This window comes from Curtobacterium sp. MMLR14_010 (genome assembly GCF_001865015.1).
GTDB lineage: Bacteria > Actinomycetota > Actinomycetes > Actinomycetales > Microbacteriaceae > Curtobacterium.
In genome coordinates this window covers 235,056-261,967 of the sequence record NZ_MJGV01000002.1, presented here as the reverse complement: position 1 = coordinate 261,967, position 26,912 = coordinate 235,056, and the positions used below count along the sequence as shown (strand labels likewise).

The 26,912-nt window shown below is 70.5% G+C and carries 26 protein-coding genes and 4 tRNA genes; 7 read left to right on the top strand and 23 right to left on the bottom strand.

Annotated features, from left to right (window positions below; genetic code table 11):
- Positions 1-106: 106 nt before the first annotated feature.
- The 5 genes from BIU98_RS01395 to BIU98_RS01375 form a co-directional block, all read right to left on the bottom strand.
- Positions 107-946, bottom strand: a complete 840-nt coding sequence (locus tag BIU98_RS01395) for a carbohydrate ABC transporter permease (RefSeq protein ID WP_071270201.1) — start codon at positions 944-946, stop codon at positions 107-109.
- On the bottom strand, positions 939-1,931 hold the full coding sequence (locus tag BIU98_RS01390) for a carbohydrate ABC transporter permease (protein WP_175481256.1): 993 nt from the start codon (positions 1,929-1,931) through the stop codon (positions 939-941). The genes BIU98_RS01395 and BIU98_RS01390 overlap by 8 nt, the downstream gene beginning before the upstream one ends.
- Before the next feature lie 102 nt (positions 1,932-2,033).
- Positions 2,034-3,335 carry an ABC transporter substrate-binding protein gene (locus BIU98_RS01385; RefSeq protein WP_071270198.1) on the bottom strand — a complete coding sequence of 434 codons (1,302 nt, stop codon included), beginning with the start codon at positions 3,333-3,335 and terminating at the stop codon, positions 2,034-2,036.
- Positions 3,336-3,446: 111 nt separating this feature from the next.
- Complete coding sequence (locus tag BIU98_RS01380; RefSeq protein WP_254787753.1) at positions 3,447-4,622, bottom strand: Gfo/Idh/MocA family protein; 1,176 nt, start codon at positions 4,620-4,622, stop codon at positions 3,447-3,449.
- Positions 4,619-5,365 carry a sugar phosphate isomerase/epimerase gene (locus BIU98_RS01375; RefSeq protein WP_071270195.1) on the bottom strand — a complete coding sequence of 249 codons (747 nt, stop codon included), beginning with the start codon at positions 5,363-5,365 and terminating at the stop codon, positions 4,619-4,621. Before BIU98_RS01375 ends, BIU98_RS01380 begins: the two co-directional genes overlap by 4 nt.
- 144 nt (positions 5,366-5,509) lie before the next feature.
- Between BIU98_RS01375 and BIU98_RS01370 the strand changes: the two genes are divergently transcribed.
- Together BIU98_RS01370 and BIU98_RS01365 are read left to right on the top strand one after the other, a co-directional pair.
- Positions 5,510-6,721, top strand: coding sequence for an ROK family protein (locus BIU98_RS01370; RefSeq protein ID WP_071270192.1), 1,212 nt, complete (start codon positions 5,510-5,512; stop codon positions 6,719-6,721).
- 158 nt (positions 6,722-6,879) lie between these two features.
- Entirely contained in the window at positions 6,880-7,455 is a 576-nt protein-coding gene (locus BIU98_RS01365; protein WP_254787761.1) for a YqaJ viral recombinase family protein, read from the top strand.
- A 232-nt stretch (positions 7,456-7,687) separates the two neighbouring features.
- Here BIU98_RS01365 and BIU98_RS01360 read toward each other — a convergent pair whose 3' ends face one another.
- The 6 genes from BIU98_RS01360 to BIU98_RS01335 form a co-directional block, all read right to left on the bottom strand.
- Positions 7,688-8,302, bottom strand: a complete 615-nt coding sequence (locus BIU98_RS01360) for a Pr6Pr family membrane protein (protein WP_071270186.1) — start codon at positions 8,300-8,302, stop codon at positions 7,688-7,690.
- 82 nt (positions 8,303-8,384) lie between these two features.
- Positions 8,385-9,074 carry a 50S ribosomal protein L1 gene (gene rplA / locus BIU98_RS01355; protein ID WP_071270183.1) on the bottom strand — a complete coding sequence of 230 codons (690 nt, stop codon included), beginning with the start codon at positions 9,072-9,074 and terminating at the stop codon, positions 8,385-8,387.
- 89 nt (positions 9,075-9,163) lie between these two features.
- Positions 9,164-9,595: a 50S ribosomal protein L11 gene (rplK, locus tag BIU98_RS01350; protein ID WP_071270180.1), complete on the bottom strand. Its 432-nt coding sequence runs from the start codon at positions 9,593-9,595 to the stop codon at positions 9,164-9,166.
- A gap of 140 nt (positions 9,596-9,735) precedes the next feature.
- On the bottom strand, positions 9,736-10,875 hold the full coding sequence (nusG, locus tag BIU98_RS01345; RefSeq protein WP_071270177.1) for a transcription termination/antitermination protein NusG: 1,140 nt from the start codon (positions 10,873-10,875) through the stop codon (positions 9,736-9,738).
- A gap of 146 nt (positions 10,876-11,021) precedes the next feature.
- Positions 11,022-11,285, bottom strand: coding sequence for a preprotein translocase subunit SecE (secE, locus tag BIU98_RS01340; RefSeq protein ID WP_175481264.1), 264 nt, complete (start codon positions 11,283-11,285; stop codon positions 11,022-11,024).
- Between the two features lie 36 nt (positions 11,286-11,321).
- A tRNA-Trp gene (locus BIU98_RS01335) sits at positions 11,322-11,394 on the bottom strand.
- Between the two features lie 138 nt (positions 11,395-11,532).
- On the opposite strand from BIU98_RS01335, the gene BIU98_RS01330 reads away from it, so the two are divergent.
- Complete coding sequence (locus BIU98_RS01330; RefSeq protein WP_071270171.1) at positions 11,533-12,765, top strand: pyridoxal phosphate-dependent aminotransferase; 1,233 nt, start codon at positions 11,533-11,535, stop codon at positions 12,763-12,765.
- Positions 12,766-12,888: 123 nt separating this feature from the next.
- Here BIU98_RS01330 and BIU98_RS01325 read toward each other — a convergent pair whose 3' ends face one another.
- Genes BIU98_RS01325 through BIU98_RS01315 form a run of 3 tightly spaced genes read right to left on the bottom strand, consistent with a single transcriptional unit; the run spans position 12,889 to position 14,791 of the window.
- Positions 12,889-13,920, bottom strand: a complete 1,032-nt coding sequence (locus BIU98_RS01325) for a UDP-N-acetylmuramate dehydrogenase (protein WP_139200502.1) — start codon at positions 13,918-13,920, stop codon at positions 12,889-12,891.
- A 2-nt stretch (positions 13,921-13,922) separates the two neighbouring features.
- Complete coding sequence (locus BIU98_RS01320; RefSeq protein ID WP_071270166.1) at positions 13,923-14,345, bottom strand: MaoC/PaaZ C-terminal domain-containing protein; 423 nt, start codon at positions 14,343-14,345, stop codon at positions 13,923-13,925.
- Complete coding sequence (locus BIU98_RS01315; protein WP_071270565.1) at positions 14,342-14,791, bottom strand: MaoC family dehydratase N-terminal domain-containing protein; 450 nt, start codon at positions 14,789-14,791, stop codon at positions 14,342-14,344. Before BIU98_RS01315 ends, BIU98_RS01320 begins: the two co-directional genes overlap by 4 nt.
- 134 nt (positions 14,792-14,925) lie before the next feature.
- Between BIU98_RS01315 and BIU98_RS01310 the strand changes: the two genes are divergently transcribed.
- On the top strand, positions 14,926-15,312 hold the full coding sequence (locus tag BIU98_RS01310) for a hypothetical protein (protein ID WP_071270163.1): 387 nt from the start codon (positions 14,926-14,928) through the stop codon (positions 15,310-15,312).
- A 372-nt stretch (positions 15,313-15,684) separates the two neighbouring features.
- Here BIU98_RS01310 and BIU98_RS01305 read toward each other — a convergent pair.
- The 5 genes from BIU98_RS01305 to BIU98_RS01285 form a co-directional block, all read right to left on the bottom strand.
- Positions 15,685-15,758: transfer RNA gene (locus tag BIU98_RS01305), tRNA-Met, on the bottom strand.
- A gap of 32 nt (positions 15,759-15,790) precedes the next feature.
- A tRNA-Thr gene (locus BIU98_RS01300) sits at positions 15,791-15,862 on the bottom strand.
- A gap of 90 nt (positions 15,863-15,952) precedes the next feature.
- Complete coding sequence (locus BIU98_RS19935; protein ID WP_083392858.1) at positions 15,953-17,140, bottom strand: M23 family metallopeptidase; 1,188 nt, start codon at positions 17,138-17,140, stop codon at positions 15,953-15,955.
- A gap of 169 nt (positions 17,141-17,309) precedes the next feature.
- Positions 17,310-18,131 carry an inositol monophosphatase family protein gene (locus BIU98_RS01290; RefSeq protein WP_071270160.1) on the bottom strand — a complete coding sequence of 274 codons (822 nt, stop codon included), beginning with the start codon at positions 18,129-18,131 and terminating at the stop codon, positions 17,310-17,312.
- Between the two features lie 265 nt (positions 18,132-18,396).
- A tRNA-Tyr gene (locus BIU98_RS01285) sits at positions 18,397-18,478 on the bottom strand.
- Between the two features lie 113 nt (positions 18,479-18,591).
- Here BIU98_RS01285 and BIU98_RS01280 point away from each other — a divergent pair.
- Positions 18,592-19,080, top strand: a complete 489-nt coding sequence (locus BIU98_RS01280) for a YajQ family cyclic di-GMP-binding protein (protein WP_071270556.1) — start codon at positions 18,592-18,594, stop codon at positions 19,078-19,080.
- A gap of 41 nt (positions 19,081-19,121) precedes the next feature.
- Positions 19,122-20,582, top strand: a complete 1,461-nt coding sequence (gene cls / locus BIU98_RS01275) for a cardiolipin synthase (RefSeq protein WP_071270157.1) — start codon at positions 19,122-19,124, stop codon at positions 20,580-20,582.
- A gap of 152 nt (positions 20,583-20,734) precedes the next feature.
- Here cls and BIU98_RS01270 read toward each other — a convergent pair whose 3' ends face one another.
- From BIU98_RS01270 to BIU98_RS01255, 4 genes are all read right to left on the bottom strand, one after another.
- Positions 20,735-21,892, bottom strand: a complete 1,158-nt coding sequence (locus BIU98_RS01270; protein ID WP_071270154.1) for a heparan-alpha-glucosaminide N-acetyltransferase domain-containing protein — start codon at positions 21,890-21,892, stop codon at positions 20,735-20,737.
- A 3-nt stretch (positions 21,893-21,895) separates the two neighbouring features.
- Positions 21,896-23,281, bottom strand: coding sequence for an FAD-dependent oxidoreductase (locus BIU98_RS01265; RefSeq protein WP_071270151.1), 1,386 nt, complete (start codon positions 23,279-23,281; stop codon positions 21,896-21,898).
- Positions 23,282-23,360: 79 nt separating this feature from the next.
- Positions 23,361-24,437 (bottom strand): polyprenyl synthetase family protein, encoded by a 1,077-nt coding sequence (locus BIU98_RS01260; protein WP_071270148.1) that lies wholly within the window; start codon positions 24,435-24,437, stop codon positions 23,361-23,363.
- A 47-nt stretch (positions 24,438-24,484) separates the two neighbouring features.
- The gene (locus BIU98_RS01255; protein WP_083392857.1) at positions 24,485-25,381 is read right to left on the bottom strand and encodes a demethylmenaquinone methyltransferase; all 897 of its coding nucleotides are present in this window, start codon (positions 25,379-25,381) and stop codon (positions 24,485-24,487) included.
- Positions 25,382-25,467: 86 nt separating this feature from the next.
- Here BIU98_RS01255 and BIU98_RS01250 point away from each other — a divergent pair, with 86 nt between their 5' ends.
- Positions 25,468-26,727, top strand: coding sequence for an isochorismate synthase MenF (locus BIU98_RS01250; protein WP_071270145.1), 1,260 nt, complete (start codon positions 25,468-25,470; stop codon positions 26,725-26,727).
- The last annotated feature ends 185 nt before the right edge of the window (positions 26,728-26,912 follow it).

Sequence of the window (26,912 nt, the reverse complement as noted above, 5' to 3'; positions counted from 1 at the left end):
CCTCCTGGGTCGAGCGGGAACGAGACTCGGCCCGGCGGACGTCCTGCGGGGTCTGCACCCCGCACGACGTCCGCCGAGCCGAGACTCGGTCGGGCGTGGTCCGCCCCTACTTCACCGCACCGGCGGTCAGGCCGGCGACGAACTGGCGCTGGACCACGAGGAACGCGATGACCACGGGGATGCTCACCACGAGGCTCGCCGCCATGATCTGGTTCCAGTACACGTTCGTCTGCGTCGAGTACTGCTGCAGACCGACCGCGAGCGTCTGCCCGTTGCCGTTCGTCATGACGGAGGCGAAGAGGACCTCACCCCAGGCCGTCATGAACGAGTAGATGCCGACCGCCACCAGACCCGGGCGGGCCGACGGCAGGATGATCCGGAACAGCGCGCCCATCGGGCCCGAGCCGTCGACCATCGCGGCCTCGTCCAGCTCACGCGGGATCGTCTCGAAGTAGCCCGCGAGCATCCAGATCGAGAACGGCAGCGTGAATGTCAGGTACGTGATGATCAGGCCGAGCCAGCTGCCGACGAGCTGGATGCCGAGCGTCTGCCCGAGGTTCGTGAAGATCAGGAACAGCGGGAGCAGGAACAGCACGCCGGGGAACATCTGCGTGGAGAGCACCGTCGTGGTGAAGGCGCTCTTGCCCTTGAAGTTCCAGCGCGACACCGCGTAGGCGGCGAACGTGGCGATGATGAGCGAGAACACCGTCGCGACCGTGCAGACCACGAGCGAGTTGATGAAGTACTGCCCCAGCGGGACGGTCGACCACATGTCGATGAACGGCTGGAACGTGATCCGCGTGGGGATCCACGTGAAGTCGTTCTGCACGTCACCGAGCGGCTTGATGGCCGTGGTGATCATCACGTAGAGCGGGACGACCGTGAAGATCGTCAGGAGCGTCAGGACGACGACCTTGAAGGACTTGGCGCCGACTGTTTCACGCACGGACGGACCTCCGGTTGGTCACGGCGAGGTAGATGCCGGTCACGATGAGCAGGAAGATGAGGAGCAGCACGCTCATGGCAGCGCCGGAGCCGAAGTTCCAGGTGATGAACGACGCGTTGTAGATGTGGAAGCTGAGCAGGTCGGCTGCCGGGGGCTGCGCGGTCGAGCCGAAGAGCACGAACGGCGTGTTGAAGTCGTTGAACGTCCAGAGGAACATCACGAGCACGAGCGTCACGTTCACCGGGCGGACCATCGGCAGCGTGATCGAGCGCCACTGGCGGAACGGCTTGGCACCGTCGACCGAGGCGGCCTCGTACACGTCGGCCGGCACGGACTGCAGGCCGGCCATCAGCATGAGGAACGCGAACGGCCAGGTCTTCCAGATCGCCACGACGACGACAGCCACGAAGGCGTTGTTGCCGATGAGCCAGAACGGCGCCTGGGCGAACAGGTGCAGCTGGTCGACGAGCAGGTGGTTCAGCGCACCGGAGTCACGCTGGAACATGAACTTCCACGTGATGACACCGGCGTACATCGGCAGTGCGTACGGCACCAGGAACAGGGTGCGGAACAGGCCGCGACCCCGGAACTCCTTCTGCAGCGCGACCGCGGCGGCCATGCCGAAGCTCCACGAGAGCCCGACGACGAGCACGGTGAACGCGCACGTGATCAGGAACGAGTTGAGCAGCCCCCGACCGATCGCCTGGTTGAAGTCGATCGCGACGGAGTAGTTGTGCAGCCCGGCGAAGGGCGCGGCACCCCAGTTCGCGATGAAGTACTTGGTGAGCTGGACGAAGCTGATCCAGATGCCGACGAGCATCGGCACGATGTGGATGAGCAGCTCGAAGAGGATGGCAGGACCGACGAGGGCGTACGGCAGCCACTGCAGGCGGCGCTTCCCCCTGGGCGGAGGACCCGACAGGGTCGGGGCCTTCGTGTGCGTCAGGTCGATGGCCTCGGAGTCAGGCAGGACCGTCGTGGACATGGGCAGGGCCTTCCGGCGTCAGGAGTTCGAGTCTGGTGGTGCGGGGTGGAGGCCCGGGGCGGTCGTGTGGGACGCGCCCCGAGCCTCCTGGCTGGGTGTGGATCAGCCGTTCGCCTGGGACACCTGGTCCTGGGCGGTCTGCAGTGCGGACTTGATGTCACCGGCGGAGACGGTGCCACCGGTCGCGATCTTGGCGAACATGTCGTTCATCGCCTTGCCGACCGTGGACTCGAACTGGTCCTCGGCGGGCACCAGCGGGAGCGGCTTCGCCTTGTTGTTGTAGATGTCGAGGAACGTCTTCGTCTGCTCGTCGGTGACCGAGTCAGCGGCGGCGGCGAGCACCGGGAGCGCCGAGTACGGCTTGTCGAGCGTGGTCTGCGTGTTCGCGCTCGTCATGTACTTGACGAACTTGAGCGCGCCGGCCTCGTTCTTCGTGTTCTTGAAGACCGACAGGTTGATGCCGGCCGGGAAGCTGGCGACGTCCTTGCCGCCCTCGGGGGCGGGCAGGGCGACGACGCCGTACTCGTCCGACTTCATGCCGAGGGACTCGATCGTGTTGTTGGCGTTGTTCTGGTTGAGGATCATCGCGGCCTTCTTGTTCGCGAAGTCCGTGACCGACTGGGTGGCGTTGTCGTACTGCGCGTTCGACGGGTTCGCGACCTTGGACTCCTGCATGAGGTCCAGGTAGCGCTTGATGCCGTCGACGTTGGCCTTCGAGGTGAAGGTCGGCTTGCCGCTCTTGTCGAACCACTCGCCGCCGTTCTGCGCCGAGTTGATGAACGCGAAGTGCGCGTTCTCGGTGTACGAACCACCGGCGATGCTGAAGCCGTACTTGCCACCGGTCGTGAGCTTCTCCGCGTCGGTGACGAGCTCCTCCCACGTGGTGGGCGGCGTGATGTTCGCGTCCTTGAGCATCTGCTTGTTGTAGTACAGGCCGTAGGCGAGGCCGTAGAGCGGGACGCTCGTGACGGTCTTGCCGGGGGCGCCACCGGTCGAGAGCGCGACCTTGCCGAACTTGTCGGCACCGCCGATCGCCTTCATCTCCGAGTCACCGAACTCCTTGAAGGCGCCGGTGGCCTGGAGCGAGGTCGCCCAGGTGTTGCCGATGTTGACGACGTCCGGGCCCTGGCCCGAGGTGACGGCGGTCTGGATCTTCGTCTGCAGGTCGTTCCAGCCGATGACCTGGAGGTCGACCTTGATCCCGGTCTCCTTGGTGAACTTCTTGAGGACGGGGGTCAGCACCTCCTTGTCGTTCTGCAGGGACGTGCCCTGGTTCGACGCCCAGTACGTGAGCGTCTTGGAGTCGCCGGAGGAACCGGACCCTCCGGCGGAGCAGGCTGCGAGGCCGGTCACGGTGAGTGCCGCGGCCGCGGTGATGGCCAGTGCGCGGGTGACAGTGCGCATGACTCTCTACTTTCTCGTCGTTGAGATGGTGCAAGGGGGTGGTGCTGTGCTCCGGGAGGAGCGGTTCGGGTGCTGCTGTGTTCTGTCTTCGGTGTTCCGGTGTTCTGCAGCTCAGACCAGGGTCTGTTCCGCGGGGTCCCAGCCTTCGGTGAGGGTCTGGGACGGCGACACGGTGCTCGTCACGAGCACCGCCTCGCCACGTTCTGCGGCCTCGGCGATGGAGACCATCACGTCGAGGACGTGGAAGGCGAGGGCCCCGGGGACCCGGTTCTCCTCGCCGGCACGGAGGGAGCGGGCCAGGTCGACCACACCGGTCCCCCGCGAGTAGGTGGACCCGACGGCCGGGATGGTCTCCGGCTCCTCGGAACCGAGCGCGTACAGCTCGGTGTCGCCGTCGAAGTCGTTCGGGTCGGGGAAGACGACCGTGCCGGTCTCGCCCGCGATCTCCACGAAGCCGGTCCGGCCGCGGTCCGACTCGAACGAGAAGACGCTCTGCGCGCTCCCGCCGTCCTCGAACTCGATGAGCGCGGAGTGGTTCGTCGGGACGTCGACCGGGAACTCGGTGCCCGCCTTCGGGCCGGAGCCGATCGTGCGCGTGGCACGGGACTTCGACGCGGTGGCGGTGACCTTCTTGACCGGGCCGAAGGCCTGGACGAGCGTGGTGATGTAGTACGGGCCGATGTCGAACAGCGGGCCGGCACCGTACGCGAAGAGGAACTCGGGGCTCGGGTGCCACGACTCCGGGCCGGGGCTCTGGAACAGCGTCAGGCCGTTCAGCGGCGTGCCGATGCGGCCGTCGCGGATCGTGCGGAGCGCGGTCTGCAGGCCGGCACCGAGGAAGGTGTCCGGGGCGACGGAGACGGTCAGGCCGGCGGCGGCCGCGGCGTCACGGAGTTGCGTGGCGCTCTCACGGTCGAGGGCGTACGGCTTCTCGCCCCAGACGTGCTTGCCGGCGGCGATGGCCTGCATGGCGACCTCGACGTGAGCGGCGGGGATCGTCAGGTTGACCACGATCTCGATGTCGTCGTCGGCGAGGAGCTCCTCGACGGTGCCGGACCCCGCGACGCCCCACTTCTCGGCCTGGGCGGCAGCGCGCTCCAGGTCGATGTCGGCGATGAAGCGGACCTGCACGTCGGGGAAGACGGTGAGGTTGCCGAGGTACTGGTCGGAGATGACCCCGGCGCCGATGACCCCGACGCCGACGCGGCCGGTCTTCCGGGTGGCCGCGGTGGCCGCGGTCGTGTCGGTCGTGGTGGCCGACGTGGTGTCGGTCGTGGTGTCGGTCATGCGTGTGCTCCCTGCAGGAATGCGTACGAGTCGGCGACGGCCTGGAACACGTCACCCTCGTGGTCGTCGAGCTCGATCACGTGCTGGGCGTCGGGCGCCGCGGCGATGATCTCCGCGATCGGCATGATGCCGTTGCCCACGGCGACCTGCTTCGTGTCGTCGTGCGAGCCGTCGCCGTCCTTGACGTGCAGGAACTGGACCTTGTCGCCGTACTTGCCGATGATCGCCACCGGGTCGTCACCGCCGACCGTGACCCAGTAGGTGTCGAGCTCGAGCACGACGTCGTCGGACAGTGCGTCGGCGAAGACCTCGTAGGCGCTGACGCCGTCGATGCGGTTCGAGAACTCGAACGCGTGGTTGTGGTAGCCGAGCGTCAGGCCGTGGTCGGCGGCGCGGGGCGCGAGGGCGCTCAGCTCGCGGGCGATCGCCTCGACGTCCTCGCGGGTGGTCCAGCGGGCCTCGTCGATGTGCGGGTCGATGAGCGTGCCCGTGCCGACCGTGGAGGTGGCGTGGAAGATCTGCTCGAGGTCCTGTTCACCGGCGTCCAGCAGTCGGGCGTGGCCGCTCGGTGCGACGAGGCCGGCGTCCCGCAGGGCGGTCGCGTACTCGTCGGCGCGGTCGACGTAGCCGAAGAGCTCCACGTTCGTGAAGCCGATGCCGGCGAGGCGCTGCAGCGTGCCGGGCAGATCGGCCGAGAGCGCGTCACGGACCGTGTAGAGCTGGACCGAAAGCGGTTGGGTCACCGGTGTTCTCCTCGTCGAGTTGGTGCGGGTCGTCACTGACCGATCGTCACACTACGAGTACTTCTGTCGGTCGTCAAGCAGAAGTCCGCAGACGTTCGACGCACTTCGTTGCGTGGCGCATTCGAAGTGTGTTTCACTCGCACCATGGTCGACTTGGCACGGACGGCAGCGTCGCCTCCGGTCGGGACGAGCGAGCTCTTCCAGATCCTCCGCGACGGTGTGCCGCGGACCCGGTCGGAACTCGCCGCCCTGACGGGAGCAGCACGCTCGACCATCGGCGTGCGCCTGGACGCCCTCATCGACGTCGGCCTCGTCGGCGCGGTCGAGACGGCTGCCTCCACCGGCGGACGTCCGCCCGCACAGGTCGCGCTGCGGCCCACCTCCCGCCTGGTCATCGCCGCCGACCTCGGCGCCTCCCACGGCCGTGTCGCCGTGACGGACCTCGTCGCACGGCCGCTCGCCACCCGCGAGGCCCAGATCGACATCGCCGCCGGCCCCGTCCCGACGCTCACCTGGCTCGTGCAGGCCATCGACGACCTCCTCGACGAGGTCGGCCGGACCCGTGACGACGTGATCGCGATCGGCATCGGCGTGCCGGGCCCCGTCGAGTTCTCCACCGGGCGCCCCGCGAACCCGCCGATCATGCCCGGGTGGGACGGCTTCGACGTCCCCGCCTGGCTCCGGCAGCACATCCAGGCACACGTCCTCCTCGACAACGACGTCAACATCGCCGCGCTCGGGGAGCGCGAGCACGGGTGGTCGGGGGTCGACCATCTGCTCTTCGTCAAGGTCGCGACCGGCATCGGGTCCGGCATCGTGTCCGAGGGCCGGCTCCAGCGCGGCGCCCAGGGCACCGCGGGCGACATCGGGCACGTCCGGGTGTCGAGCGCCGGCAGCGTCCCCTGCCACTGCGGCAACACCGGCTGCCTCGAAGCGGTCGCGTCCGGCCCCGCGATCGCCCGCGCCCTCCGCGCCAAGGGACACGACGTCCACACGAGCGCGGACGTCATCGACCTGGTCACCCGCTCGGACCTCGACGCGATCGGCGCCGTGCGGCAGGCCGGGCGCGACATCGGCGAGGTCCTGGCCACGTGCGTCTCGCTGATGAACCCGTCGGTCATCGTCCTCGGCGGCTCGATCACCCAGGCCGGGGAGCACCTGCTCGCCGGCGTCCGGGAGGTCGTCTACTCCCGCTCGATGCCCCTCGCCACCGAGCACCTCGTCATCGCCCAGTCCCGCGCCGGTGGCATCGCCGCACTGCAGGGAGCCGCTGCACTCGCCATCGGGTACGCCCTCTCCCCCGCCGGTGTCGACGAGCTCGTCACCTTCGCCGAGGGCCGGGAGCTCGTGTCCTGACCGCGCGCCGGTTCCGGCACGTCGGTGGACGGGTGGAGAATCGTCTGGTGACGATCGTGCAGCCCACCCTGTGGGACAGTCTGGAGGCCCTGGCCGGCCCCGACGCGTCCCCGGCGGTCGCGCACACCCCGCCGGTCAGACGGGACAGCTTCACCGCCCTGCGCGGCCACACCGAGCGGATCGTCGCGCACTCCTCCGACCGCGTCGCCTGGCTCCGCGCCCGCGCGATGGGCATCACCGCCACCGACGTCGCCCGGCTGGCATCGCTGCACGCGGTCGAGGCCGTCGTCACCGACAAGCGCTACGGCTCCCGGTTCTCCGGCAACGTCTACACCGAGCACGGCAAGGACCGCGAACCCGTCCTCGCCGCCTGGGTCGCCGCGACCCACGGGATCCTGCCGTCGGCGCACCTGTTCCACGCCGCGGCGAACCGCGCGCACCTCGCCACCCCGGACGGTGTCGGGCACGACCGCGACGGCCGACTCCTGCTCGCCGAGATCAAGACCACCGCGAACGGGTGGAAGCGCATCCCCCGCCACTACCTCCGCCAGGTGTGGTGGCAGCAGTACGTCCTCGGCGCCGAGCGCACGCTGTTCGTCTGGGAGAAGCACGACGACTTCGTGCCCGTCGCCGACGAGCCCGAGTGCCGGTGGATCGACCGCGACGACGACCAGATCCGCGGGCTCGTCGGGCTCGCGGACATGGTGCTCGACCGGCTCCGCACGGCCCGCTGACCGGTCGGTTCCGGCACTGGACGTGCTTCCGGTCCTGACCTATGCTGACCGCACTGCAGCCCCGGACCCCGGCCGCCGTCCCGATCCGCACGCGTCGACGACGACACTGTTCGCGGACCCGGCTGGCCGAGCGCACCTGATCCGCCCTCGACCGACCGGCGGAGTGCCGACCCGACGGCCTCCGTCGGTCCCGGCCGGGATCGGACCGCCTGGCGTCACCGCGTGGACGTCGTCAGACCCTGACCAGGCGGAGACGACTCATGCCGACCACCAGGATCCCCATCAACCCGATGAAGACGGCGACGCCGAGGCAGTACAGCGCGACGACGCCGTAGCCCTGGCCCGGGTCGAGGAACGGGTAGGGCACCCAGCCGTCGGTCGCACCGCGGACCAGGACCACCACCAGCCAGACCGCGGGGTAGATCAGGAACAGCCAGACGTGCCGCAGCAGCAGGCGTGCCCGGTCCGAGAACAGCAGCCAGTCGAGGACGGCGTACACGGGGAGCACCCGGTGCAGGACGTCGTTCGACCACTGCACCGTGAACGACTGGTCGAGCGACGCGTGCACGAGCAGGGTGTTGTAGACGATGCCCGTCGTGGCGATGTAGACCGTCGACGCACCGCGGAACACCGACGCACCGAGTCCCTCGCGTTGCCGCTTCGCCGCGGCCACCAGCGTGACGGCCATCGCGACCGCGATGAACACGTTCGACTGGATCGTGAAGTACCCGAAGAAGTTGAAGGGGTTGAACGTCGGGCTCGCGATGCTCCGCAGGAACTGCGCGATGATCGCGGCGACGACCAGGACGACGGCGACGAGCCGGAGGGTGTTGACGAACGTGCGCACGGTGCCACGCTAGTGGGCGGGACGCACGAACGCCCCGGACCGATGTCGGTCCGGGGCGTTCGTGGTGATCAGATCAGGACGATCAGATGCTGTTGACGTCGAGCGGGATGCCCGGTCCGAAGGTCGTCGAGACGGCGCCCTTCATGACGTAGCGGCCCTTCGAGGCGCTCGGCTTGAGGCGGTTGATCTCCTCGAGCGCGGTCGAGATGTTCTCGTCGAGCTGCTCCGGGGTGAACGAGGCCTTGCCGACGACGAAGTGCACGTTGGAGTGCTTGTCGACGCGGAACTCGATCTTGCCGCCCTTGATGTCGTTCACGGCCTGCGCGACGTTCGGGGTCACGGTGCCGGTCTTCGGGTTCGGCATGAGGCCACGCGGGCCCAGCACCTTGCCCAGACGACCGACCTTGCCCATGAGCTCGGGGGTCGAGACGGCGGAGTCGAACGAGGTGTAGCCCTCGGCGACCTTCGCGATGAGCTCGTCGCCACCGACCTCGTCGGCGCCGGCGGCGATGGCGGCCTCAGCCGCAGCACCCGTCGCGAAGACGATGACGCGGGCGGTCTTGCCGGTGCCGTGCGGCAGGATGACGGTGCCGCGCACCATCTGGTCCGCCTTGCGGGGGTCGACGCCGAGCTTGAGCGCGACCTCGACCGTGGAGTCGGTCTTCGCAGAGCCGGTCTCCTTGGCCAGGGCGACGGCCTCGGTCGGGGTGTAGAACTTGTCGGCCTGGATCTTCGCGGCCGCGGCCTGGTAGGCCTTTGACTTCTTCGCCATGGTGGTCTCCTTGCGAGATACGTGGTTGGCGAGCCGGCGAGGCTCTCCCACGGAAGGGTGTCTGGGGTGTGTGCCTGAGGCGGTGAGGCCTAGGCCTCGACCGTGATGCCCATCGAGCGTGCGGTGCCGGCGATGATCTTCGCGGCCTGCTCGATGTCGTTGGCGTTCAGGTCGGCCTGCTTGGTCTCGGCGATCTGACGGACCTGGTCCATCGAGATCTTCGCGACCTTGACCGTGTGCGGGGTCGCTGACCCCTTCTGCACACCCGCAGCCTTCTTGATGAGCTCGGCGGCCGGCGGGGTCTTGAGGATGAACGTGAACGAACGGTCCTCGTAGACGGTGATCTCGACCGGGACGACGTTGCCGCGCTGCGACTCGGTCGCTGCGTTGTACGCCTTGCAGAACTCCATGATGTTCACGCCGTGCTGACCGAGCGCGGGACCGATCGGGGGTGCCGGGTTGGCGGCGCCCGCGTTGATCTGCAGCTTGATCAGGCCCGTGACCTTCTTCTTCGGTGCCATGTTCGCTTTCCTCCTGGGATCGAACGCACGGGGAATCCGTGCACTCTCCCGCGTGACCGGCGGATCCGGCTCGCGGTGACGAGCCTGCAGCGCGTGACGCCGCAGACCCAAACTCGATGAGTCTAGTGGATGGGTGACCGCTAGAGCTTGGTGACCTGGTCGAAGCTGAGCTCGACCGGGGTCTCGCGCTCGAACAGCGAGACGAGGACGGTGAGCTTGCCGCTCTCCGGCTTGATCTCCGAGATCGACCCGGGGAGACCCGCGAACGAGCCCTCCTTGATGGTGATCGTCTCGCCGACCTCGAAGTCGACCTCGGCGGCCGGCTGCGCCTGCGTGAGGCCGGAGCCCTTGCCGCCCTTCGACGGTGCGGTCTCGGCGACCTGCACCAGCGACTTCAGCATGCCGAAGGCCTCGTCGAAGCGGAGCGGGGTGGGGTTGTGTGCGTTGCCGACGAAGCCGGTGACACCCGGGGTGTGCCGGACGACGGACCACGAGTCCTCGTTGAGGTCGAGGCGGACGAGCACGTAGCCGGGGATCCGGACGCGGGTGACGAGCTTGCGCTGCCCGTTCTTGATCTCGACGACGTCCTCCATCGGGACCTCGACCTGGTAGATGTAGTCCTCCATCGACATCGAGACCATGCGGTTCTCGATGTTCGACTTCACGCGGCGCTCGAAGCCCGCGTAGGAGTGGATGACGTACCACTTGCCCGGCTTCATCCGCAGCTCGGCCTTGAAGGACTCGTACGGGTCGACCTCGGCGGGCTCGTCGTCCTCGGCGTCGACGTCGTCCTCGGCCACGATGGTGACCTCGGTGTCGGGGGCCAGGTCGACCTCGGACTCCGGGGCGATCGCACCGAGGGTGTCGGAGGACTCCTCGGCGGCGATGGTCTCGTTCGCCTCAGCAGCAGCGTCGTCAGTGGACACAGTGTCCTCGAGCTCGGTCTCTTCCTCGTCCTCGACGGCCTCGACGGCGGCCTCGGCCTCGTCGGGGGTGTCGATCTCGAGCGCGTCGTCGACGACGGCGTCGGCTTCGGGGTCGCGGGACTCGGCGAGGGCCGTCAGCGTCTCGTCGATGCCGTCGACGTCACCGTCGTCGGGCTCGGCGCTGAGGCCGAGGGACTCGTCGTCCTCGTCCTCGATGCCGATCGCACGCTCTTCGGCGGACTCGGCCGAACGGCCTTCGCCCGTCTCGACGTTGCCTTCCTGGTTCTCCTCCACCTCGGAGGACTGCTCTGCAGCGGTCGCGAGGTCGATGTCGTCGCGGGAGTAGTCAGACACTGTCGGTTCTTTCCGTTCGGTGGTTCGGATCGGGTTGCGGTCGGCCCGTTGTCCGTGCGGACGAGGTCCGTCGGCACGGTCTGCGATCTGCGCCGACGACGACCGCTGGCGGCCTGCCGGTGGGTCGGGACGAGCGTCCGACGGGGTCAGGCCGTGGGGCCGTTGCCGAAGACGTACCCGACGCCGAGGCCGAACACGAAGTCGAGGATGGACACGAGGACCATCATCACGACGACGAACACCAGCACGACGCCGGTGTAGCTGAAGAGCTCCTTGCGCGTCGGCGTCACGACCTTGCGGAGCTCGCCGATGACCTGGCGGATGAACAGCGCGATGGCAGCGAACGGGCCGCGGCGCGTGGCCCGGTCCTGCTTCGCCTGGGCGACGACGTCGTCCGCCGTCGTGTCCATGTCTTTGCTGGCCAACTCGTCACCTTTCCAGATGTGCAGGGCGGACAGGACTCGAACCTGCAACCTGCGGTTTTGGAGACCGCTGCTCTACCAATTGAGCCACCGCCCTTCAGGAGACGCTTCGTCTCCCGAGTGGACACGTCCGCCATCAGGCAGGCCGTGACCACCGCAGATGAGTGTACGGGAGTGCGTCACGCGGTGTCCACTTGAGCGGTGCTCCGGCGTGCCGCGCCGATAGGCTGGGCGGGTGAGCACCGCAGCCCCAGGCCCCGAGTCCACCGCCCACCAGCGACCGCGCATCGCCTCGCGCATCGCCGCGATCGCCGAGTCCGCGACGCTGAAGGTCGACGCCAAGGCGAAGGCGCTGAAGGCCGCCGGTCGCCCGGTGATCTCCTTCGCCGCCGGCGAGCCGGACTTCGCCACGCCGGACCACGTCGTCGACGCCGCGGTCGCCGCCGCGAAGGACCCCGCGAACCACCGCTACACGCCCGCGACCGGCCTCCCCGAGCTGAAGCGGGCCGTCGCCGACAAGACGGCCCGCAGCTCCGGCATCGCGGTCGACCCGTCCCAGGTCATCATCACGAACGGCGGCAAGCAGGCCGTCTACCAAGCCTTCGCCACGATCGTGGACGACGGCGACGAGGTCCTGCTCCCCGCCCCGTACTGGACGACCTACCCCGAGGCGATCCGTCTCGCGGGCGGCGAACCCGTCGAGGTCTTCGCCGGCAGCGACCAGGGCTACCTCGTCACGGTCGAGCAGCTGGAAGCGGCGCGCACGCCGAAGACCAAGGCGCTGCTGTTCTGCTCCCCCTCGAACCCGACCGGCGCCGTCTACTCCGCCGAGCAGACCCGCGCCATCGGCGAGTGGGCGCTCGAGCACGGCATCTGGGTCATCAGCGACGAGATCTACCAGGACCTCGTCTACGACGGCATCACCTTCACCGGCATCCTCGAGGCCGTTCCCGCCCTCGCCGACACGACGATCCTGGTCAACGGCGTCGCCAAGACGTACGCGATGACCGGCTGGCGCGTCGGGTGGTTCATCGGCCCGGCCGACGCCGTCAAGGCCGCGTCGAACCTGCAGTCGCACCTGTCGTCGAACGTGTCGAACGTCTCCCAGCGAGCGGCCATCACGGCGCTCACGGGGCCGCAGGAGCCCGTCGCGGCGATGCGCGAGGCCTTCGACCGCCGCCGGAAGGCCATCGTCGACGGCCTCAACGCCATCCCCGGCTTCGTCACGCCGACGCCGGAGGGTGCCTTCTACGTCTACCCCGACGTCACGGCGTTGCTCGGTCGCGAGTGGGCCGGCAGCACGCCGACCACCACGCTCGAGCTCGCGGACCTGGTCCTGGAGCACGCCGAGGTCGCGGTCGTCCCCGGTGAGGCCTTCGGCCCCTCGGGCTACCTGCGGCTGTCCTACGCCCTCGGTGACGAGGACATCGCCGAGGGCGTCGCGCGGCTGGCGGCGTTCTTCAGCTGACGCACGCCCGCGCACCCAGGCATCGCGCCCGGTCGCACGCATCGCGCCCCGTCCCGACGGGGCGCGATGTCGTTGCGGGGGCGCGACCGGTGGGTCCGGTTCGACCGGGAGGCCCGGCGCGGCTCAGGCGAGCAGGTCGCCGACCACGACGGGTTCCGGGGCGAGCGTCACGCCGAACCGGTTGAGGACGCTCACCTGGACGTACCGGGCGAGCTCCGCGACCTGAGCGGCGGTCGCGCCGCCGCGGTTCGTCAAGGCGAGCGTGTGCTTCGTCGAGATCCCCGCGCGGGAACCGGCGATGCCGTACCCGCGGTGGACCCCGGCGTGCTCGATGAGCCAGGCGGCGCTGAGCTTGACCTCGTCGCCCGCCGGCCACCGGGGCGCGTCGTCCGGCAGGGTCTCGGCGAAGCCCGCCGACACGATCGGGTTCGTGAAGAACGACCCGGCGCTCCTGGTGTCCGGGTCGGCCGCGTCGAGGACCATGCCCTTCGACGCGCGCAGCTCCAGCACGGTCGCACGCACCACGGCGGGGTCGACCCGTGTGCCCAGGTCGACGCCGAGTGACCCGGCCAGCTGGGCGTAGCGCACCGGGACACCGCCGTCGGTGTCCGTGCCGAGGGCGAACTCCACGGTGAGCACGACGCCGCGGCGCCCGTGCTTCAGGGTGCTCGTGCGGTAGCCGAGCTCCAGCTCGGCGGCGTCGAGCCACGCGCGCTCCCCCGTGGCCGCATCGAGGAACTCGACGCGGGTGAGCACGTCGGAGAGCTCGACCCCGTACGCCCCGATGTTCTGCACGGGGGACGCACCGACGGTGCCCGGGATGCCGCTCAGGGCCTCCAGGCCGGTGAAGCCGAGCTCGACGGTCGACGCGACGAACGCGTCCCACGGTTCGCCGGCGGCGACGCGGACGGTGACGCCGTCGGCGGTGCGCTCGTGCTCGACGCCGCGCGTGCGGACGAGGACGACCGTGCCGTCGAAGCCGCTGTCGGCGACCAGCAGGTTGCTGCCGCCACCGACCACGAGCCAGTCCTCGTCATCGCCCCAGGCGTCCTGCGTGAGCGCGACGAGCTCGTCGGTGGTGTGTGCCACGAGCAGGCGGCCGGGGTCGCCGCCGACGCCGAGGGTGGTGAGGTCGGCGAGCGTCGTCGCTGCCACGGTCAGTGGAACGCCACCGTGACCTGCGCCTTGCCGAGCACGGTCTGCCCGGCGGCGGTCACGGTGAGGTCGATGCGGGCGGGACGGCCCTGGTCGTCGACGGTGCCGACCTTGGCGACGACGCCGACGGTGGCGCCCTGCTCGGGGTCGACGACGACGGGACGGGTGAAGCGGACGCCGTACGAGACGATCCAGCCGCGGTCGCCCAGCCACTCGGACACCGGCTGGACGGCGAGGCCCATCGTGAGCATGCCGTGCGCGAGCACCCCGGGGAGCCCCACGGAGGCGGCGACGTCGTCGCGGTAGTGGATCGGGTTGAAGTCGCCGGAGGCCCCCGCGTAGCGCACGAGCGAGTCGCGGGTGAGGTGGACCTCGCGCTCGGCGACGACGGTGCCGACCTCGGTGGTGGTGGTGTCGGTGGTCATGCGTCGTCTCCTCGGACGACGAGGGTCGACGTCGCCGTGACGACGTGCTCCCCCGTGGCGTCGGTCATGGTGCTCTCCGCCGTGACCATCGCGTTGCCGCCGAGGGTCTTGACGCTGGTGACGGTGAGCGTGGCGGTGAGTTCGTCGCCGGCGACGATCGGCCGGACGGACGTGAACTTCTGCTCGCCGTGGACCACGCGGGAGAAGTCGATGCCGGCGTCCGGGTCCGCGAGGAGCTGCGCGAGGGTGGCTTCCTGCACGACGACCGCGAACGTGGCCGGCGCGACGACGTCGTCGTGGCCGGCGGCTCGGGCGGCGTCGACCTCGTGGTGGACGGGGTTCGTGGCGAACGTGGCACGGGCGAACTCGCGCACCTTCTCACGGCCGACCAGGTAGGGCGGGGCCGGCGGGAACGTCCTGCCGACGAGCTCGGGGTTCACTGACACGACGGGCAGTCTACCGACGCCCCCGGACACCGCTGGAGTCCATGAGGACGTATCGGTTATCCTGGCTCCGGTGGCGTCGGGGGACGTCGCCAGGCCCGGTGCCGACCGGGTCGTGACGACTCTTGGGGGGAACCATGGAGGACACGATCGAGTTCGCCGTCCACACCGGCGATCGTCTGACCGCGCTGGAGGCAGTCGGCTCCGCGCTCCGCACCGCCGGACACCGCGTCGATGCCCTGCCCGGCTCCATCACCGCCACGTCCGGCAGCCGGGTGCTGACGGCACTGCTCGGCGCGATGGTCCACCCGTCCCGCGAGTACCGCCGCTACGAGGTCGTCGTCTCCACGACCGGGTGCCGCTCGCTCCTGACGCTCCGGCACGCGGGTCACGGGACCGCCGTCGCCGGCGGGTCGATCGGTGCGGCGCGACGACGGGCGCGCTGGCGGCAGGTGACGTCGTCGGTCGAGGGCGCCCTGCGGTCGGCGGGTGTGCTCACGGGGCGCGTGGACCGCGCGCGGTAGCGCGGGCGGGCGGGCCGGCTCACGGGGCGCATGGACCGCGCGCGGTAGCGCGGGCAGTCGGGGCGCCGTTGGTCGCGATGACGGACGGGAGGCTCGGTGGCGGTCCGGCACCGAGCCTCCCGTCCGTCCGCGGTGTGCGCCGGCACCGCACCACGAACGTGGGCTCGCGCCACCGACGTCCGTGGCGCGAGCCCACGTTGGTGGTGCCGCGCCACGCGACGCTCCTGGCGGGCGGGCGGGCGGGCGGCGCGCCGCGCCCCGGTTCGAGCATCGCGCCCCGGCGCACCGGGGCGCGATGAGCACGACGGGGCGCGAACGCGCGGCGCCACCCCCGGGAACGACGAAAGCCCGGCGCGGACGCCGGGCTTGCGGTAGCGAGGGCGGGACTTGAACCCGCGACCCCACGATTATGAGTCGTGTGCTCTAACCAACTGAGCTACCCCGCCAGAGATCCGGCGCTGTGTTCACGCCGGGTCGGAGCCCCGAGTCAGGATTGAACTGACGACCCCTTCCTTACCATGGAAGTGCTCTACCACTGAGCTATCGGGGCGTGTACCGCGAGCGGCACCACACGAGGATAGCAGAACCCGGACGGTGCTCCAGAACCGACCGCGACGCCCGGGCGTGCCGTCCGCTGAGGTCAGTTCGCGTTGGCCTTGAGCCAGGCCAGCGGGTCCACCGGGACGCCGTCCAGGTGCACCTCGAGGTGCAGGTGCGGGCCGGTCGAGTTGCCGGTGCTGCCGACGAGCCCGAGGACGTCCCCGACCTCCACCTGCTGGCCCTGCATGACCTGGAACGAGTTGTCCAGCATGTGGCCGTAGACGCTCGTGAACTGCTTGCCGTCGACCTCGTGCTCGACCCAGACGTCGTTGCCGAAGCCGCCGTCGTTCGCCTGCACCTTGACGACGGTGCCGGCGGCGATCACGTGGATCGGGGTGCCGGCGCCCGGAGCGAAGTCGACGCCCTGGTGGTTCGTCGAGCAGAAGGAGCAGCCGGCGACCTGGCGTCCGCCGAACCCGGAGGTGATCGGGACGCCGGTGGGGAACGGCCACTGGATGGTGCCGGCGGGGTCGTTCGTGAAGGACGAGGGGTCCGTGACCTTCGGCTGCGCAGCGGCGGCCGTCACCGTGTAGGCGTCGCGGTCGATCGAGCCCGTGGTGGTGTCACCGGAGCGGAAGTCCTGGGCGTCACCGGCGGCGGCGGCCTGGGCGACGGGAGAACCGGGCTCCGCGGTGTACAGCGCCTGCGCGGGCAGGGAGGTCGACACGACCAGGCCGGCGGCGAAGAGCAGGGCGCCGACGGCGGTGACGCGGGAGGCGTTGCGGCGGAAGGCCGCTTCCCCGCGCTGGGTCGTCGCCGCGGGCCGGGCGACGGCTCCGAGGTGGCGGGTCGCACGGTCGACGCGGACGGCCGGTGCCTTCGCCGCAGACGCGGTGGACGCGGGCTTGGCAGCGGAGGGCGCAGTACGACGACGCGTGCCGGCACGCTTCGTGGTCGGTGCGACGACGGGCGAGCTCGGTGCGGGCGGCGTCACGGGACCGAAGGCGGAGTCCGGCAGGACCGGGGACGCGGGAGCCGGCGGCGTCACGGGCATCGCGGCGGCGGACCCGGCAGCGACGGGCGTGACCGGGGCGGCGGCGACCGGGGCGGGCAGCACGGGGGTGTCCGACGACGACATGCGCTGGACGCCCTGCTTCACTGCCGCGCGTTCCGCCTCGATGCGGGCTCGGCGGGTCAGGTGCGCGACCGGGGCCGGTTGCGGGGACTGCGCCGTTGCGTCGGTGGTGGTTCGTCCGGGGACGACGGGCGAGAGCGGAGTCTGGGGCATACGTGCGGTGATGATCCTGATCGAGGCAGATGCGCTCGTTGGTAACGAGCAGATAACGGGACTCGACGACGCTACCAGGGGTCTCGGCTTCCCGCCAGTCGTGGGCATGCCCACAGCCGAGCCCAGAGCGAGGGCCACAACGACTCGCGCACCGCGGGCAGACGGACGTTCAGTCGGCGAGGACGTCGGCTTCGGCGCGGCGCACCAGGGCCTCGAGCTGGTCGGCGACCGAGGGCGCTGCGAACAGGAAGGACCGGGTGCCGCCGGCCTCCCACGTGCGGGAGACGGCGCCGGCGCACACGGCGACGATCGACCCGGCGGCCATGTCCCACGGGTTGATGCCCCGTTCGTAGTAGGCGTCGACCGTGCCGGCCCCGACGGCGCAGCAGTCGAGCGCGGCGGATCCTCCGCGGCGGATGTCCCGGACGTCGCCGAGGAGTCCGGCGAGCACCGCCACCTGCTCCCGGCGCCGTTCGACGGTGTAGCCGAAGCCGGTGGCCACGAGGGTCTCGGCGAGCGACGTCGGCTCCGACACGCTCAGGCGTGAGCCGTTGAGCGTCGCCGGCTCCCCCGCGACGGCTCGGAAGACGTCCCCGGTCGCCGGTGCGATGACGACGCCGGCGACGGGTTCCCACCGGGCGGGGTCGGGTTCGCCGCGGACGACGCCGATGCTCACGGCGTAGGCGGGGCTGCCGTAGAGGTAGTTGACGGTGCCGTCGATCGGGTCGACCACCCAGGTGATGCCGGTGCTGCCGGTGCTCGCGCCGGTCTCCTCGCCGAAGAACGCGTCGTCGGGGCGCGCGGCGGCGATGCGGGAGCGGATGAGGTCCTCGACCTCCTGGTCCGCGGCGGTGACCACGTCGGCGATGCTCGACTTCCGGTCGGCGACCTCGACGCCTTCGGCTCGACGTCGGGCGGCGAGGGCCGCGGCTTCGGTCGCGATGGACTCGGCGAGGTCGGCGAGTTCGGTCGGGTTCGGCGCAGCACTCATGGGCTGATCCTCCCAGGAGGCCGGCGCCCGGTGCTCAGGTCAGGACCACCGGACGGGAGGCTCGGTGCCAGCCGCCACCGAGCCTCCCGTCCGGAATGCGAACGCCCGGTACCAACCGCACCAACGAGAACGGGCCCCGTCGGAACGGGGCCCAACGAGAAAGGGCCCCGTACGAGACGGGGCCAATGAGAAAGGGCCCCGTCTGGAACGGGGCCCTGCTCGTTGTCGTCACCATGCGCAGAGAGTTCTTCAGCACATGGGCACGTGGCGAGTGAGGGATTCGAACCCCCGAAGGCTACGCCGGCTGATTTACAGTCAGATCCCTTTGGCCGCTTGGGTAACTCGCCATGTGCGCACCCAGCCCGTGTGATCACCAACCGGAGGCGCCAGAACAGCATACCGGACAGCCGAGCGTGGTCGTGACCAACCGAGGTCGGCGTCGCCGGATAGGGTGGTCGGCATGGCAGACAGCTCCTTCGACGTGGTCAGCAAGGTCGACAAGATGGAGGCGGACAACGCCCTCAACCAGGCCGCGAAGGAGATCGAGCAGCGCTACGACTTCAAGGGTGTCGGTGCCTCGATCGCGTTCAGCGGTGAGGACGTCCTCATCAAGGCGAACACCGCGGAGCGCGCCACGGCCGTCCTCGACGTGTTCGAGTCGAAGGCGATCAAGCGCGGCATCAGCCTGAAGAGCATCGACGCCGGCGAGCCCTACGCCTCGGGCAAGGAGTTCCGCATCGAGGTCAAGTTCAAGAACGGCATCGAGCAGGACGTGGCGAAGAAGATCGGCGCGTTCCTCCGGGCGCAGGCCCCGAAGACCGTGAAGAGCCAGATCCAGGGCGACGAGCTCCGGGTGTCCTCGAAGAGCCGCGACGACCTGCAGAACACGATCCAGCTGCTCAAGGGCGAAGAGTTCGACGTCCCGCTCCAGTTCATCAACTTCCGCTGACGCGCCCGCCCGCGCCGACCCGCTGACGACACGACGCCCCCGTGGAGCACTGGCTCACCGTCACCCTGACCGTCCTGCTCGTCCTGTTGGACCTGGCGATCCGTGTGTTCGCGATCATCTACGTGCCGATCAACCGGAAGCCGCAGACGGCGACCGGGTGGCTGTTGGCGATCTTCCTCATCCCCTACATCGGGTTCATCGTCTTCCTCATCATCGGGTCGACGAAGCTGCCGAAGGCGCGGCGTGAGAAGCAGACCGAGATCAACGCGTACATCCTCGAGCAGACCGAGGGCATCGAGCGCGTGCGGCGTGACCACCCGTGGCCGCCGTGGTTCGAGAGCATCACGGAGCTGAACCGGAAGCTCGGCGCGATGCCGTTGGTGGGTGGCAACTCGGCGGAGCTCTACCCCGACTCCGAGGACGCGATCCTCGAGATGGCCCGTGCGATCGACGGTTCGCGGCGCTTCGTGCACGTCGAGTTCTACATCGCGACGCTCGACGACACCACGCGGCCGTTCTTCGACGCCCTCGCCCGGGCGCAGGCGCGCGGTGTCCGGGTCCGTTTCCTCATGGACCACTGGGCGAGCCGCGGGTACCCGGCGTTCAAGGACACCCTCGCGTTCCTCGACGACGCCGGCATCGAGTGGCACCTGATGCTCCCGCTGCAGCCGCTGCAGGGGAAGTTCCAGCGCCCGGACCTGCGGAACCACCGGAAGATCATGGTGATCGACGGCTCCATCGCCTTCACGGGGTCGCAGAACCTCATCGACAAGTCGTACGACCTCAAGGGCAACATCGCGCGGGGCCTGGCCTACAAGGACCTGTTCGCCCGCTTCGAGGGGCCGGTCGTCGCGGGGATCAACGCCCTGTTCGTCACCGACTGGTACAGCGAGACCGACGAGCTCCTGCTCCGCGAGAGCGACCCCGTGCACCGTGCCGACCGCGGCGACGCGCTGGACTGCCAGGTCGTCCCCTCGGGGCCGGGCTTCGACGGTGAGAACAACCTGCGCCTGTTCAACGCGCTGCTGTACTCGGCGCAGAAGCGGGTGTCGATCACCTCGCCGTACTTCGTCCCCGACGACTCGATGCTCTACGCGATCACGACGACGGCGCAGCGCGGGGTCGAGGTCGAGCTCTTCGTGGGCGAGATCGGCGACCACGCGATGACGTGGCACGCGCAGCGGTCGTACTACGAGGGGCTGCTCCGCGCGGGCGTGAAGATCTGGCTGTACAAGGCCCCGACGGTCCTGCACGCCAAGCACTTCACGATCGACGACGACGTCGCGGTCATCGGGTCGAGCAACATGGACATGCGCTCGTTCAGCCTGAACCTCGAGATCTCGGTGCTCGTGCGCGGTGAGCGGTTCGTCGACGCCCTCCGCGGCGTGCAGGACGCCTACCGCTCGCAGAGCCGTGAGCTCGACCTGGACGAGTGGCTCGGTCGGACGCGTCGGTCGCAGGTGCTCGACAACGTCGCGCGGCTCACCGCGGCCCTGCAGTAGCCGCCGGCCGGGAGGCTCCCCCCGGCTGGCGTGCGCCGGCTGCGGCCTTCCTCCGCGCCGTGCGAGGTTGCGCACGTGGTGCGGCGCTCCGAGTTCGCACGGGGTGTGCAGCCTCGCACCGGACGGAGGGACTCGCACCGTGCGCGTGCCGGTCAGCGGCGGACGGTGTCCGCGATGTGGGCGACCAGGCGTTCGAGCGGCCCCCGCCCGAGGAACCGCTGCCAGAGCATCGCGAACAGGGCCGCACCGACGGCGAACCACCACCACGTGGCCAGGCCGTCCGGCAGCTCGGGCACGGCGGCGATCACGATGAGGTGCAGCGCGTAGATCGACAGCGGCATCGACCCGATCGCGACGAGCGGGAACGCGATGCGCTGGACGGTGCGCCCGCGGCCGTCCACCACGAGCGAGCACAACCCTATGACGGCGATCGCCACCCCGGCCGTGCCCAGGACGTCGACGATCGAGGACGAGTGGTCACGCGGCGAGAGGAACACCTGCGCCATGGCCTGTCCGGCCGTCGACCCCTCGGACACGAACGGCACCCCGGGGAACGCCTTCCCTGCATCGGCCGGGATCGGCGCGAGCAGGGTCCCGACGACGTAGGCGGTGGTGGCGGCCACGACGCCGGACGCGAGGAGCGCGACCTGGGTGCCCCGACCCTCTCCCCACCAGCACGGCCCGGACGCCGCTGGCGCGTCGCCCGGGAACCGGTGGCGTGGGCCCAGACCGCTCCGGGCGACCCCGAGCCCGACCAGGACGTACGCCAGGAAGGTGACCACGGGGTAGACCAGGCCGAGCTGCTGCTCGAAGGACCCGGTGTCGGCGTACAGGGGGACGATCGCGATCGCGAACGGCGCGGACAGCAGCGCGCAGGCGCCCGCCGCGGTGAACACCGCCCACCGGCGCCAGCGGAGCGCGGGCAGGACGAGCAGGAAGAGGGCGCCGTAGGTCGGCAGGATGACGTAGACCGGCGTGCCGAGCAGCATCAACCCCACCCCGATCACGACGATCAGGACGGCGCGGACCGCGAGCCGTGCGCGGACGCGACCGATCTCCGGCGGACCGGGCGGGGTGGTGCGCCCGCTGACCAGGCCGACCGAGACGCCCGCGAGGACGGCGAAGAGCGACGACGACCGGCCGTTGACGACGGCGGACCACGACGACGGGTCGGACCAGTCGAGCTGATCGGCGACGCCACCGACGTGGGCGGCCATCATGCCGAGCAACGCGACCGCGCGGGACACGTCGACCCCGGACAGGCGAGCACCCCGCACCCGGGTGACCGGGGCGGGGCGCACGGTGGTCATGCGTCAGACCTGGTCGGCGGGACGCGCGGCGTCGATGCGACCGAGTGACGCGTCGATCATCTCGTCGCGCGGGACGACCTTGACGCGGGCACGGCCGTGGGGCGCACCGAGGGCAATCTCGTGCTCGTCCAGGCGGTGCCAGCCGTCGAGGTCGGTGTACTCCACCCCGCGCTCGCGGAGCAGGGCCGGGACGGCCTCGTCGGAGGGGTCCTCCGGCGTCCACCACTGGGCCTGGTCGTTGACGATGTGCTGAACGGTCTCCATCGCGTCGGACTTCGTGTGGCCGATGAGGCCCACCGGCCCGCGCTTGATCCACCCCGTCGCGTAGACGCCCGGCATCTGCTGGTTGTCGTCGTCGAGGACCTGGCCCTCGTGGTTCGGGATGACGCCGCGACGCTCGTCGAAGGGCAGCCCGGGCAGTGGCGACCCGAAGTAGCCGACGGCGCGGTAGGCCGCCTGGATCGGGATCTCGCGGACCTCACCGGTGCCCTCGACGCCGCCCTGCCCGTTCGGACGCGTGCGCTCGTACCGGATCGCGGCGACGCGGCCCTGGTCGTCGCCGACGAACTCGAGCGGCTTCGCGTAGAAGTGCAGGTGCAGGCGGCGACTGGCGGTGCCGACCTCGCGATTGCGCCACTGCTGCAGCACGCGGTCGATGACCATGACCTGCTTGTTCGTCTGGATCGCCGTGAGCGACGCCTCGTCGTGGTCGAAGTCCTCGTCGTACACGACGACGTCGACGTCCGGGACCTCGCCGAGCTCGCGGAGCTCGAGCGGGGTGAACTTCACCTGCGCCGGACCGCGGCGGCCGAAGACGTGGACGTCCGTGACCGGGGAGGCCTTGAGCCCCTGGTAGACGTTGTCCGGCACCTCGGTCGGGAGCAGGTCGTCGGCGTGCTTGGCGAGGATGCGGGAGACGTCCAGCGCCACGTTGCCGTTGCCGATGACCGCGACGCTCTCGGCGGTGAGCGGCCAGGTGCGCGGGACGTCGGGGTGCCCGTCGAACCAGCTGACGAACTCCGCGGCGCCGTACGAGCCCTCGAGCTCGACCCCCGGCACGTCGAGGTCGGCGTCCTTCACCGCACCGGTCGAGAAGACGACCGCGTTGTAGTGCTTCTTGAGGTCGTCGAGGGTGATGTCCTTGCCGTACTCGACGTTGCCGAAGATCCGGATGTGCCCGCGGTCGAGCACGTCGCGGAGGGCGTTGATGATGCCCTTGATGCGGGGGTGGTCCGGGGCGACGCCGTAGCGGACCAGGCCGTACGGCGCCGGGAGCTGCTCGAAGAGGTCGATGGACACGTCGTACGCGTGTGCTTCCCGCAGGAGGATGTCCGCGGCGTAGATGCCGGCGGGACCGGCGCCGACGATGGCGAGGCGGAGGGTGGGCACGTGGGTCTCCAGTTCGTTCGAGCGGTGTGCTCCGGGGACGGGCGGTGTCGCCGTCGTCCGTGTGGCAGTGGTGCCGACGTCAGCGGCTGCGCTCCACGACGGACTCCGCGAAGCGGGTGAGGGCGCGCTTGACCACGCCGTCGGGCAGGGGTTCGAGTGCGACGACGGCGTCGCCGGCCCACTGCGCCGCGAGCGCACGGGTGGCCGCGGTGGCCTCGTGGTCACGCAGGGCAGCGACGGCGGACAGGTACACGTCGGTGGTGACGGCGTCGTCGGGGGCGCCGGTGACGTCGCGCTCGATGCGCTCCACCAGTGCTGCTGCGCCGGACTCGGTCGCCGCACGACGACGGAGCTGGAGCAGCGGCAGGGTGTCGACGCCCGCGCGCAGGTCGTTGCCGGCGATCTTGCCGGTCTTGTCCTTCGCCGGGGCGAGGTCGATGACGTCGTCGACGAGCTGGAAGGCGACGCCGACCTTCTCGCCGAACGTGCCGACGGCCTCGAGGTAGGCGCGGTCCGCCCCGGAGAACAGCACCCCGGCGCGGGCCGCGGTCGCGATGAGGGAACCGGTCTTGTCGCTGAGCACCTGGATGTAGTGCTCGACGGGGTCGTCCTCGGGCTGCGGGCCCGTCGTCTCGTGCAGCTGCCCCATGCAGAGGCGCTGGAAGGTCTCGGCCTGCATCCGGATGCCCTCGGGCCCAAGGTCGGCGGTGATGAGGCTCGCGCGCGCGAAGAGCAGGTCCCCGGTGAGGATCGCGACGTTGTTGCCGTAGGTCACGTGCGCTGCCGGAACCCCACGGCGCACGGGCGCCTCGTCCATGACGTCGTCGTGGTAGAGCGACGCCAAGTGGGTCGTCTCGACGCTGACCGCGGCCTTGACGACGTGGTCGGTCACGCCGTTGCCGAGCTGCGCGATGAGCAGAGTCAGGGTCGGACGGATCCGCTTGCCACCCGCGGAGAGCAGGTAGCGGCTGGTGGTGTCGGCCAGGGTGTCAGCGGAGCGCATGGCGTCCTCGAGCCCCTGCTCGACGAGTTCGAGTCCGTCGTCCACGGCGCTGATGAACCGGCGCTCAGCGGGGCTGGCGAACAACCGCTCGCCGATGCCGAGCGACGCTCGGAGACTCGGTGCGCGGCGTGCGACCGGGACGCTCGGGTTCAAGTGGTGCTCCGTGTTCGGGGGAAGTCCGTGTGCGGGGGAGGGACCGGTCAGCTGCCGGCCGACTCGGCACCAGGCCGGTCGGCACCGTGCTGGTCGGCGCTGGGCTGCTCGGCACCGTGCTGGTCGGCGCTGGGCTGACCCGTACCGTGCTGCTCGGCACTGGCGTGGTCGACCGTCGGCTGCTCGCCGGTGGCGTGGTGGTCGCGGCGCGCCTTGGCCCGGCGGGCCGCGGACTCGCGCACCGTGCCGGCGACGGGCTTGCGGCCGCGGTGCAGCGCGACGATCCCAGCCGTCAGGTTGCGGTGGGCGACCATCGTGAAGCCGACGCCGCGCAGCCACTGGCTGAGCACCTGCTGCTCGGGCCAGGCCTCGATGGACTCGGCCAGGTAGCGGTAGGCGGCGGGGTTGCTGCTCGACAGGCGGGCGATGCCCGGCAGGACGCGCTTGAGGTACGAGAAGTACCCGAACCGCAGTGCGGCGAGCGGGGGCGTGGAGAACTCGCAGATGACGACACGGCCACCGGGCTTGAGGACCCGGAGCATCTCGCCGAGGGCCTGCATCGGGTCGTTCACGTTGCGCAGCCCGAAGGAGATCGTGACGGCGTCGAAGGTGTCGTCCTCGAAGGGCAGGTGTTCGGCGTCGCCCTCGACGAAGATGATCTCGGGGTGGCGCTGCCGTCCGACCGCGATCATGCCGGCGGAGAGGTCGAGCGCCGTGACCTCGGCGCCCTTCTTGGCGAGCACCGCGGCACTCGTGCCGGTGCCCGCGGCGATGTCGAGGACGCGTTCGCCCGGCTGGGGGTCGACGGCGCGTACGGTCGCGACCCGCCACAGCGGGGCGTTGCCGGCGGAGAGGATGTCGTTCGTCAGGTCGTACTTCTCCGCGACGTCGTCGAACATGGCCGCCACCTCGTCCGGCCGCTTCTGCATGTCCGCTCTGCTCACGGGACCAATCCTAGAGGGCCGTGCCGTGCGTTCCCGGGACGTGCGGCGAGTCGGCCCAGGGCCTGCCCGGCGCGTACGATCAGAGCGTGTCCCGATCCGCCACGGCGGCCCCGCCGCTCACGGTCTCGACCCGGATCCTCGACGACCCGGGCGCCGTGCTCCGCCACACGCTCCCCGACCAGCCGCTCGCGTTCGTGCGCAACGGGGACGGCATCGTCGGCATCGGCGAAGCAGCGCGGTACGAGTTCTCCGGTCCCGAGCGGATGCGCGACGCCGCCCGCGTCTGGCGCTCGATCGTCGCGACCGCGGTGGTCGACGACCCCGTGCAGCTCCGCGGCTCCGGGCTCGTCGCGTTCGGCTCGTTCGCCTTCGCCGACGACTCCGCCGCAACGAGCGTGCTCATCGTCCCGCGGGTCGTCGTCGGACGTCGGCGCGGCAAGGCCTGGCTGACCGCGGTCGACACCACCGTCGACCCGGAGCCGCTCGCCTTCACCAGGACGTCCGTCCCGGTCCCCCAGGTCGGCGGTCACCTCTCCGTCGCGCTCGGCCCCGGCCGCATCGACGAGGACGCCTACGCCGCCTCGGTCGCCGAGGCCGTCCGACGCATCACCGCCGGCGACGCCCGCAAGGTCGTCCTGGCCCGCGACCTCGTGGGGACGCTGCCCGCCGGAGCCGATCGCCGCGCCCTCCTGCTCGACCTCGCCGCGACGTACCCGCAGTGCGTGACGTTCGCCGTCGACGGACTCGTCGGCGCGACCCCGGAGACCCTCGCCCGCACCGACGGCACCCGGCTGACCGCACGGGTGCTCGCCGGCAGTGCCGCACGGGGCAGCGACCCGGTGTCCGACCGTGCGGCGGCCGAGGCCCTGGCCGCCAGCGCGAAGGACGTCCAGGAGCACGCCTTCGCCATCGCGAGCCTCGTCGACGCCCTGCGGCCCCTCGCCGCCGACCTCCGCGTGGACCCCGAGCCCTTCCGCCTGCAGCTGCCGAACCTCTGGCACCTCGCCAGCGACGTCCAGGCGACGCTGCCGGTCGGCACCACCTCGCTCGACGTCGCCGACGCGCTGCACCCGACAGCCGCCGTGGCCGGCACCCCGACGGACGTCGCCGTCCGGCTCGTCGCCGAGCTCGAGGGCGGAGACCGCGGTCGCTACGCCGGTCCGGTCGGCTGGTTCGGCGCGTCCGGGGACGGCGAGTGGATGCTCGCGCTCCGCAGTGCCCAAATCGACGAGGACGGCACCGTCACCGCGTGGGCGGGCGCCGGCATCGTCGCGGGGTCCGACCCGGAGCGCGAGGTCGCCGAGACGGCGCTGAAGTTCCGCCCCATCCGCGACGCGCTCGCGTAGCGGCGGGGCGCGCCAGCCGCCTCGCACCGTGCCCGGTTCCTCGGCTCGTGCGAGCTCGGTCACCCCGTGCGGGCCGACAGGCGCGCACGGGGTGGGCACCCTCGCACCACGCGCGGACGCACGCACCACCGGACGGGAGGCTCGGTTCCGGACCGGCACCGAGCCTCCCGTCCGCAGCGGCGCAA